This window comes from Enterobacter cloacae complex sp. P16RS2 (assembly GCF_014982155.1).
Lineage (GTDB): Bacteria > Pseudomonadota > Gammaproteobacteria > Enterobacterales > Enterobacteriaceae > Enterobacter > Enterobacter cloacae_M.
The window spans coordinates 135,885-144,636 of the sequence record NZ_JADCKW010000026.1 but is presented as its reverse complement, the minus strand read 5'-3'; the positions used below and the strand labels follow the sequence as shown (position 1 = coordinate 144,636).

Annotated in this window: 10 protein-coding genes and 1 pseudogene; 6 read left to right on the top strand and 5 right to left on the bottom strand. The window is 53.2% G+C overall.

Annotated features, from left to right (window positions below; all coding sequences use genetic code 11):
* The 4 genes and pseudogenes from INF68_RS17280 to INF68_RS17265 all read right to left on the bottom strand — a co-directional run.
* Positions 1–358 (bottom strand): annotated as a pseudogene (locus INF68_RS17280) (DEAD/DEAH box helicase); the annotation flags it as partial.
* Positions 342–1,379: a DUF1837 domain-containing protein gene (locus INF68_RS17275; RefSeq protein ID WP_193525380.1), complete on the bottom strand. Its 1,038-nt coding sequence runs from the start codon at positions 1,377–1,379 to the stop codon at positions 342–344. The gene INF68_RS17275 and the pseudogene INF68_RS17280, both read right to left, overlap by 17 nt.
* Before the next feature lie 379 nt (positions 1,380–1,758).
* On the bottom strand, positions 1,759–2,010 hold the full coding sequence (locus INF68_RS17270) for an ogr/Delta-like zinc finger family protein (RefSeq protein ID WP_193525379.1): 252 nt from the start codon (positions 2,008–2,010) through the stop codon (positions 1,759–1,761).
* A complete protein-coding gene (locus tag INF68_RS17265) occupies positions 2,007–2,723 on the bottom strand; it encodes a hypothetical protein (RefSeq protein WP_193525378.1) in 717 nt (238 codons plus the stop codon). The genes INF68_RS17270 and INF68_RS17265 overlap by 4 nt, the downstream gene beginning before the upstream one ends.
* A 531-nt stretch (positions 2,724–3,254) precedes the next feature.
* On the opposite strand from INF68_RS17265, the gene INF68_RS17260 reads away from it, so the two are divergent.
* Genes INF68_RS17260 through INF68_RS17235 form a run of 6 tightly spaced genes read left to right on the top strand, consistent with a single transcriptional unit; the run spans position 3,255 to position 7,216 of the window.
* On the top strand, positions 3,255–3,512 hold the full coding sequence (locus INF68_RS17260; RefSeq protein ID WP_193525377.1) for an AlpA family transcriptional regulator: 258 nt from the start codon (positions 3,255–3,257) through the stop codon (positions 3,510–3,512).
* Complete coding sequence (locus INF68_RS17255) at positions 3,509–3,757, top strand: hypothetical protein (protein WP_193525376.1); 249 nt, start codon at positions 3,509–3,511, stop codon at positions 3,755–3,757. Before INF68_RS17260 ends, INF68_RS17255 begins: the two co-directional genes overlap by 4 nt.
* Positions 3,758–3,770: 13 nt before the next feature.
* Positions 3,771–4,295 carry a host cell division inhibitor Icd-like protein gene (locus INF68_RS17250; RefSeq protein ID WP_193525375.1) on the top strand — a complete coding sequence of 175 codons (525 nt, stop codon included), beginning with the start codon at positions 3,771–3,773 and terminating at the stop codon, positions 4,293–4,295.
* Positions 4,292–4,558: a hypothetical protein gene (locus INF68_RS17245; RefSeq protein WP_193525374.1), complete on the top strand. Its 267-nt coding sequence runs from the start codon at positions 4,292–4,294 to the stop codon at positions 4,556–4,558. The genes INF68_RS17250 and INF68_RS17245 overlap by 4 nt, the downstream gene beginning before the upstream one ends.
* Positions 4,545–4,886 carry a DUF5375 family protein gene (locus tag INF68_RS17240; protein WP_193525373.1) on the top strand — a complete coding sequence of 114 codons (342 nt, stop codon included), beginning with the start codon at positions 4,545–4,547 and terminating at the stop codon, positions 4,884–4,886. The genes INF68_RS17245 and INF68_RS17240 overlap by 14 nt, the downstream gene beginning before the upstream one ends.
* Positions 4,887–4,900: 14 nt before the next feature.
* Positions 4,901–7,216, top strand: a complete 2,316-nt coding sequence (locus tag INF68_RS17235; RefSeq protein ID WP_193525372.1) for a primase-like DNA-binding domain-containing protein — start codon at positions 4,901–4,903, stop codon at positions 7,214–7,216.
* A gap of 174 nt (positions 7,217–7,390) precedes the next feature.
* Here the strand turns inward: INF68_RS17235 and INF68_RS17230 are convergent, their stop codons facing one another.
* Positions 7,391–8,650: an integrase arm-type DNA-binding domain-containing protein gene (locus INF68_RS17230; protein ID WP_193525371.1), complete on the bottom strand. Its 1,260-nt coding sequence runs from the start codon at positions 8,648–8,650 to the stop codon at positions 7,391–7,393.
* Positions 8,651–8,752: the final 102 nt, after the last annotated feature.

Genomic DNA, 8,752 nt, shown 5'->3' with positions numbered 1-8,752 from the left:
AAAACAACTCCTCTTTGAAATTACTTATCCCTTTTAAAAAATTAGCTCCCGGAAAATTACCCAACTCTCTTAACAATTCAACAGAACCCTTTTGAGAAATCATGTTTAAATGGTACGCTATACTTTGAGCAAGATTCTTATCTCCATCCTCACCAGTTTGGCTTAATATATACGCTGTTTCGATTAGCCTTTTCTGTGCTCTCTCTTTATATTCATCAGTTACATCCGCATCGAAAGAACCAATATCAAAGTCAGATTTTATAGACTTATAATAATCACCGTATAATAGACTCAAATCACGTATAAAAACATCATTAACTTTTATTTTAAAAGTTAGCTCTTTAGCTAATGTGCTCACCTGAAAGCTCCTTTGCAAAATTCAATTTGAGTTCATCAACGTTTGGCAAAGCCAGCAGATATGTCCTACATTTCCCTGAAGTGACACCACTTTTAGTTAGCTTTGCTTTCAAAATATCTAACTTTGAATCTAACGTGTTAAGGTATTTATCCTTGAAGTTTTTAACATGGATATCTAGAGATTGAGAATCATCAATAGGTAGTTTATCTTCGTAAATATTTTCGTTATAAGCAATTATGCCAATAAATCTTTCCCTAACATCTGAAGCGCTACTTGAATAGGGATCGAAATAGCTTATGGCCTTTTCTCTTTCAGCACCTTCCAGCATATCCAAATTACTTAACTCACGTAATATTCTGTATTCATTTAGACGACCCTTTCGATCTTTCTCAAACCCACTCACGGAGCTGGCAAATTGTTTCGCTCCGCTGTCATAATCTCTTGTCATCTTTGATTCTAAATAGAAAACAGTGAGACTGCCATCGTCTTCTACAACCGCATGTATACCATCCAATCCGAATACAGGCATTTCTGACGATGTTTTTAGGGCCATTTTAGAAACTAACTGAGCAGCCTTTAGGAAATGAATGGCGATACAATAGGATATTAACTCGCCCGGTTCACCATAACGATTATTTGCATTTTTAACTCGTTTATCAAACTCCTCTTTAGTTTCACCCTCTTTTAAAACTATAGAATTTTCGCTTTTATACTTCATAAATAAACTGCGTGCTTGCTTTCCTAACTCACTATAAAATCGTATATCATCCTTGCCTTCATTGGCAGCTTTTTCTTTAAGACGTTTAATTGTTGGCTGCGGAATGCAGTAATGCACTAATTCAAAAAAAAGTAATTCAGCAAGTTCAGCACCCTTTGGAATATCCTCTTTAAAATCGAGACACAATAAATTTATTTTTACTGGATCTGCAATTGAACACTCGTGAACTTTCAAAACTATGTTGTCCAACCCTGTTACTGGTTTATAAATTTTTGATAAGGAACTTTCAGATGCTTCTGTCATGTCATGAACTCCACTAAGTTCATTGATTCGATAAGACATGATAATGCTTTGCATATAAATTAAGCAAGTTTAAGATACATCCTATGGCATGCCTCCCTAAAAGAATGGCTCTAGCCTGCTGGCGTTGAAACTTATAAGCGCGCGCAATGCTATCCCCGCCACGCCTGCCCGCTTTATGCATCGCTTTTCATGCAGGTGCATGATGCGGGCCGAGCCGCGCCCTGTATGGCCTGAACAGGGGAAAGCAATGCATGGTTTTGCATGCAAATTCATGCACGCTATGCATGCATTACTCTTTATAAGGCGGCTGGCCAGAGAAAGGGCTTCAGAAAGAAGACAGGCATAAAAAAGCCGCTGTTCGGACAGCGGCTGTGCGGGATCAATGAGCCTGACGGAATGCAGAGCCATAACGGCCCAGCGTCTGACGGCCTTTTACTGGTTCCGGCGGTGGTGTCGGTACTTTTTCCGGCAGTGGCGGTGCGGTGATCACCTTTGTGATGCTTTCATTCGTCTTGAATGTACAGGAGCAGTCCAGGTTAGTGCACTGGTGATAACGCTCTTTCACCTGCTCTGACATATAGCGGCTCGATTTGGTATGCGCCGCGCTTTTGCAGTAGGGGCAGTGCATCATTTCTGGCTGCCCTCCTGAAGTTTTACACGCTGTGCCCGGATTGATTCCCCCAGCTTCTGGCGGCGCAGGGGGCGTGTATAAAGCTCCATATCAACCCCCGTCAGCGCAGGACGATGCAGGCCGATATTCTCCAGCAGCGGCGCCTCTTTCAGTACGCTGTCCGGCAGGGCCGCCGCTGCCCGCGTCAGTGCTTCACCAACCAGATAAGCCACATCCTTAATCCGGTCCCGGTCATCACCGGCAAACGTCGGGGACAGTTCTTCACGACGGAGACGCAGCTTAATGGCCCACAGCAGCGACGGACTCACGTTACGCAGGGCTGACTGCCAGTGCGCATCGGCAAATCCGGTAAACGCCTCGCGGTGCGATTCAACATACTCTTTGCCACTGCCGCAGCATTTCAGCATCGCCTCCTGCTTATCCAGCGCCAGCTCTTTCAGCAGCCCGCCAAACTCATCGGCCAGCTCGCGGCTGGCGATGCGCTGAGAATGTTCGGCGCGCAGCTCGTCAGTGAGATTGCCGCGCAGGTTACGGAAGCGCGTACGCCAGTTGCTCTCGGCCTCTTTTCCGGCATCGATGGCCGCCTGCTGCTCTTTCTCACAGCGGACGATATCGGCGCAGATGCCGTTATAGCGCTTCATTCTTTCCGTATGTTCAGCGCGGGCTTTCTCAAAGCGCACCAGTGAAGCAGGTTTCTGTTCCGGGGTGGTCATGATGGTCTCTCATCGTCTGTAAAGGATGAGGCCATTCTGTCGTGTACCACAGGACAGCGCATTTCATTGCTTTCCGCCTGTCGATGAGCAGACAAAGGCAGAACCGGTGCGGGATACTCCCTTAACAGATGTTATTTCTTATATAACTGTTCACTGGTATTCACTGAGATAAAAAAGATAATAAATACAGTAAGTAAAGCAGTGAACACTTTAAACTGAAGTCTTCACTGAGTATTCACCGGTGTTCACGCCTTCTCAGACATCAGCTTTATTCTGGCGAGCCTTTATCAGATTTTAATTCTATTAATAAGGGCGTTTTAATCGCTGAAAGCTCTTAAAAGGCAATCACTGGCAGTTACTGGCAAACAGAGGCAAACAGAGGCAAACAGGAGGTAAGAGAAGTGCTTTTTGCTCATTTTTCAGCAAACATGGGGTTGTTTACTTCACCGAAAATATAATCAGAATAGGGGGTTACCTGAAGACACCACCGTAACCGGACAGCACCGGCCGGACCCATAAAGAGGTAACACCATGCACGCAGTTTCATCCGTACCGGCCCCTGCCATTCCCGTAACCCGCGACGTCGTTTTCCCGCGCGACCGCTTCATGCGCCTGCCGGAAGTCATCAGCACCTGCGGCCTGTCACGCTCGACCATTTACGACTTAATCAGCCGGGAGCAGTTCCCCTCGCAGATTTCCTTAGGCGGTAAAAACGTCGCCTGGCTGGCGTCAGAAATTGACGGCTGGATGCAGGCCCGCATCGCGCAGCGCGCCGGAGGTGCAGCATGATTACGCTTAACTTCGGCACAAAAACTTATCCCCTCACCCGCGAAGAAGCCGCCTTTGTCGCGGAAAGCCTGACGGCAGCCGTCAGCGGCAAACCCGCCACGGCACCGGCCTTTACCGGCGGGATGCACGGCCATATTTCCGTGCTGAGTCAGAAAGCGAAGCCTGCAAAGCGAAGCGCAAAGAAAGAGGACGGTGAATTCCGATCAAATCCGCCGCAATCCGATCACGTCCTGACCGATTGCTGAGGAAAACGCCCCGATGTGTGAAAAAAGGCTTTTCTCTGGCGAGCGCCCGTTATACAGTTTTCGCGCTGCCGCAAAATCGGCAGCCGGGCGTGAGAACCCGAGCTTCTTCAAGGCGACACCAGACGCGCCATGCGTCTTTTTTTGTGTCTATGCCCTCGTGCACCTGTCTTTTGCGTTGCGGTTCTTATGCCGCAGTCGCATCCGAGTAATGGTGATCCGGGCGGGGCAGCCCTCGGGCTGGCCGGTTTCCTTGAAGGCCGGTTTCTCACCCCCGTTCGGGTCACCACCAGAGCGTGAGAACTCCGGTGGTGGCGTTAACCGCTACTTCAAGGAGATTGTCCTCATGACAACGGCCCTTACTGTCACTCACCCTGAATTCACCTTTATTTTTGCCGCCGTGCGCCGCACCGATGCCGCCGCACGTCCCTGTATGCTGCGCACCGTGGCAGGCGATGAGCGAAGCGCCCGCGCCAGCCTCGCCCGCGATTACGTCCTGTCCTTTGCCGGTCGTCTGCCGGTTAAGGCGGTGGCCGCATGAACACGCTTTCCCGGCAACTGAATAACCATGACACCTACCCCATTCCCCACGCTGACTACCTGCGCCTGCTGCACGCGCACACGGTCGGCGTGACCGTGCTCGATATGTTCGACTCGGTGAACTGCCTGAGCGCACGCGGCTGCGTGCCGGACGGCGCGGCGCTGGCCTCGGTCGTCGCCCTGCTCACCGACCAGCTCGGTAAAGTCGTTGAAACCTGTGAATCCCGCATGTTCGCCACGGAGGCCCGCCATGATGACCGTTAATCACTCCTGCCTGCCCGTTGAGGTACGCACCGCCGTTTACCGCCGCGCGCTGGCGCAGGGCTACCTGAATGCCTGCAAAAGCCTCGGCATTACCGTTTCCGCCACGCTCGATGAGTTGCAGATGACCATTGCCCTTGAGCTGGAGGGCTTCTATGTGCGCCGTCACGGCCCCGATGCGGGCATGGAGATGGCCTGCACCATGCTCGTCGATATGGTCGAGCCTGACCTGCTGACCGCGCCGCCGCGCCTGACGCAGCTCGGCGTCACCATGATGGATGAGCTGTTCCGCAGCCAGCTTGCGGCCGCCAGCCGCACCACGCTGCACTGAGGGAGGACGCGCACATGAAACATATCGTCTCTGACACCGTAAAGGCGGCCACCGGACTGTGGCCGCAGCTCCTGCCCGCCCTCGGCATCAGCGTGCACGCCGGGGGGCGGCACGGTGCCTGCCCGGCGTGCGGCGGCAAAGACCGCTTCCGCTTTGACAATCAGGGCGGGCGCGGAACCTGGCTGTGTAACCAGTGTGGAGCCGGTGACGGCCTGAACCTGGTGGAAAAGGCACTTGACGTCAGTGCTAAAGAGGCCGCCGTCAGGGTGGCCGGGATGCTCGGCACGCTGCCGGAGTCCGCCCCGGTTATGCAGGATGACGCCGCAGACAGAACCCACGCGCAGGCAGACGCCGCCGCACGGGCGCAGGCGCTTATCGCTGCCGCCGTCAGCCGCACGGACAACGCCTACCTTTCAGCCAAAGGGCTGCACGGCACGCAGGCGCTGACGCTTTCTGATGCGCTGCGCTGTGGTGGCGTCAGCTTTGCCGCCGGGGATGTGCTTATCCCGCTGACCGGTGAAGACGGCACGGCCGTTAACGTTCAGCTCATCAGCGCCGCAGGCGACAAGCGCACCCTGCCCGGCGGGCAGGTGAAAGGCACGTACTGGCTGGCAGGCGAGCCGGACGGCAAAACGCTGTGGCTCACTGAGGGCTACGCCACCGGCCTGACCGTGCACCGGCTGACCGGGCAGGCGGTATACGTGGCGCTGAGCGCCAACAACCTGCCCGCCCTGGCGAAGCGGCTGCGTGAGTCACATCCTGATGCGATGATGCTGATTGCCGCCGACCGCGACGACAACGGCACAGGCCAGTCAAAGGCGGAGGAAGCCGCGAAAGCCTGTAAGGGCAAGGCCGCTTTACCGCCGGAAACCGGCGACTGGAACGACGTCTGGCAGGCACAGGGTGACATCGCGACACAGGCGCTACTTACCGCCTTCACTCAGCCTCACAAGCCAAGTCCGTTTGAGTCGGTGAGCGAGGCCGATCTCAAAGCCATGAGCGCCAGCGAAAAGGCGGAGCTGCTGGTCGATCACTACGGGCAGGCGCTGGCCGTGCCGCCTGTAGGGGAGGAGATTTGCCGCTACGAGAACGGCGCATGGCAGGTGATGCCAGTGCAGACGCTGCGCCGTGAAATCGCCGCGCTGTTTCAGAAGGTTCGCGCACCGTTTTCAGCGGCCGGGATTGGCAGCGTGCTCGATACGCTCAAACTGATGGTGCCGCAAATGGGCGAACCGGCGCGCCGCCTGATTGGTTTCCGTAACGGCGTTTTTGATACAACTAAAGGCACGTTCAGCCCGCATCGCCGCGAGCACTGGCTACGTACGGTAAACAGCGTTGACTACTCAGCGCCGCGTCCCAGCGAAAATCTCGCAGACCACGCGCCTAACTTTTACCGCTGGTTAACGCGGGCGGCCGGACATAATGACGACAAGCAGGAGCGCATCCTCGCGGCGTTATTTATGGTGCTGGCAAACCGCTATGACTGGCAGATGTTCCTGGAGGTAACTGGTCCAGGTGGAAGTGGGAAAAGCCTATTAGCCTCGATCGCAACGCTGCTCGCTGGCCGCGATAACACCACGTCCGCCACCATTGAAACGCTGGAATCATCGCGGGAACGCGCCAGCGTAGTGGGGTTCTCGCTGATTATTCTGCCCGATCAGGAGAAATGGAGCGGTGACGGCGCGGGGATTAAGGCGATTACCGGCGGCGATGCGGTAGCCATCGATCCCAAATATCGTGACCCCTACTCAACTCAAATCCCGGCGGTGGTTCTGGCGGTGAACAACAATCCAATGCGTTTCAGCGACCGCAGTGGTGGCGTGTCACGTCGCCGGGTAATACTAACCTTCCCGGAGGTGATACCGGCGAAGGAGCGCGACCCACAACTGCTGGATAAAATCAGCGCCGAACTGGCCGTCATCGTACGCCACCTGATGCAGCGTTTTAGTCAGCCGGAGGAAGCCCGCACGCTGTTACAGGCACAGCAGACGTCTGGCGAGGCACTGGATATCAAGCGACAGGCCGATCCGCTGGTTGATTTTTGTGGCTACCTGATGCCGCTGAGCACGCCGAACGGGATGTTTATCGGTAACGCCAATATCCGCCCATTAAATCCTAAGCGCTACCTGTACCATGCTTATTTGTCGTTTATGGAATCGCGCGGCCATCAGCATCCGCTGAGCCTGACCGCGTTCGGCCAGGCAGTGCCGCAGACGCTGAAAGAGTATGAGCGCATTCTGCTGAAGCGCAGGACAAATAACGGCGTCCAGACCAATCTCACGCTGCATGAGGACAGTGAGGCCGACTGGCTTCCTGCATGCAGTAAATAACCTTCCGCAGCAAACGAACCGGCTCAGGCCGGTTTTTTTTCGACCCAACCCGGAATGATCGCTCCACATGAACACCCGTGTACACGCAGCCCACAACCAATCACCACCTAACAAGCTGATTTTAAAAAACTATAATGCAAGGTGAACAGTGTGAACACTTGTCATTAAAACTTTTTATTTTGTAAAGCGCTTTGCGAACTCATATGGGGTTACATGTGATCCACTGTTGCTATCTAGATAATCTGCCCACCATTGCACCATAAGACGACGCTCTTCAAGGTGCTCAGCTTTATGGATATACGCAGCTCGCACACCATTTCTTTCCTGATGGCTCATTTGCCTTTCAACCGCGTCGCGTGACCAAAGCCCCGACTCAACTAAAGCGCTACACGACATGGCCCGGAAACCATGGCCGCATATTTCCGTTTTAGTGTCGTAACCCATTACTCGCAAAGCATTATTAATGGTGTTTTCGCTCATGGGCTTTGTTGGACGGTGATCACCTGGAAAGATAAGGTCTCTATTGCCGCTCAATTTTTTGATTTCTTCCAATAGCGCCAGAGCTTGCTGCGAAAGCGGAACAAGATGGACGGTACGCATCTTAGAGCCTCGATGAGAGTGTTTAACCCCTTCAATAGCTTCACGCTCGGCAGGAATAGTCCAAAGTGCTTTTTTAAAATCAACTTCTCCCCACCGCGCAAACCGAAGTTCACTGGAGCGGATAAATACATACAGGCTGAGTTTCAGGGCCAACCTGGTAAGTAAGCGCCCCCTGCTGGCTTCAACACGCTGAAGAAATTCAGGCAGGCGTTCCAGTGATAAAGCTGGGCGATGAGTCGCTTTTCTGGTTGCGATTGCTCCAACAAGGTCTTGAGCTGGATTTCTTTCAATCAGACCACTTTGAACGGCATAACGCATTATGCCCGTAACACGCTGCTGTAGACGCGAGGCTACATCCAACCGACCGCTTTGCTCTACTTCACGCAAGGGGTGCAGTAGATCACGTGTCGTTAAGTCGGCGATGTTCCGCATTCCGATGGCTGGAAGTATGTTGCGCTCCATATCACGCCATACTCTTGCTGCATGGCCATCCGACCAGCGTTTGTTACTCGCATGCCAGTCACGAGCTACCTTCTCAAAAGTGTTAAGCGCAGCCTGCTCTTGTTGTTTAATTTCTTCTTTTTTGGCATTAGGGCTGATGCCATCAGCAAGTAGAAGGCGAATTTCATCGCGTTTTTCGCGCGCTTTAGCCAGCGTGATCAGAGGATATGCGCCGAGTGCAGCTCTGCTCTCTTTGCCTTCAAAGCGATATTTAATATACCAGCGTTTAGATCCGCTTGGTTTGATAAGAAGGTATAGCCCATGGCCATCCGTGAGCTTGTATTCTTTTTCGCGAGGCTTTGCGGTACGGGCCGCAACGTCTGTTATAGGCATGATTTGGGGGTCAAAAGTTTATCGAAGCGAAGTGACCCCTATCTTGACCCCCAACTATGTTGGATGTCAACGGATGTGCCCGGACGGATTTGGACCAAAAAA

Bases quoted from the DNA above. Each gene is read 5' to 3' on its own strand.
- INF68_RS17275 (WP_193525380.1), bottom strand. From the start codon at position 1,379: ATGACAGAAGCATCTGAAAGTTCCTTATCAAAAATTTATAAACCAGTA.
- INF68_RS17270 (WP_193525379.1), bottom strand. From the start codon at position 2,010: ATGATGCACTGCCCCTACTGCAAAAGCGCGGCGCATACCAAATCGAGC.
- INF68_RS17265 (WP_193525378.1), bottom strand. From the start codon at position 2,723: ATGACCACCCCGGAACAGAAACCTGCTTCACTGGTGCGCTTTGAGAAA.
- INF68_RS17260 (WP_193525377.1), top strand. From the start codon at position 3,255: ATGCACGCAGTTTCATCCGTACCGGCCCCTGCCATTCCCGTAACCCGC.
- INF68_RS17255 (WP_193525376.1), top strand. From the start codon at position 3,509: ATGATTACGCTTAACTTCGGCACAAAAACTTATCCCCTCACCCGCGAA.
- INF68_RS17250 (WP_193525375.1), top strand. From the start codon at position 3,771: ATGTGTGAAAAAAGGCTTTTCTCTGGCGAGCGCCCGTTATACAGTTTT.
- INF68_RS17245 (WP_193525374.1), top strand. From the start codon at position 4,292: ATGAACACGCTTTCCCGGCAACTGAATAACCATGACACCTACCCCATT.
- INF68_RS17240 (WP_193525373.1), top strand. From the start codon at position 4,545: ATGATGACCGTTAATCACTCCTGCCTGCCCGTTGAGGTACGCACCGCC.
- INF68_RS17235 (WP_193525372.1), top strand. From the start codon at position 4,901: ATGAAACATATCGTCTCTGACACCGTAAAGGCGGCCACCGGACTGTGG.
- INF68_RS17230 (WP_193525371.1), bottom strand. From the start codon at position 8,650: ATGCCTATAACAGACGTTGCGGCCCGTACCGCAAAGCCTCGCGAAAAA.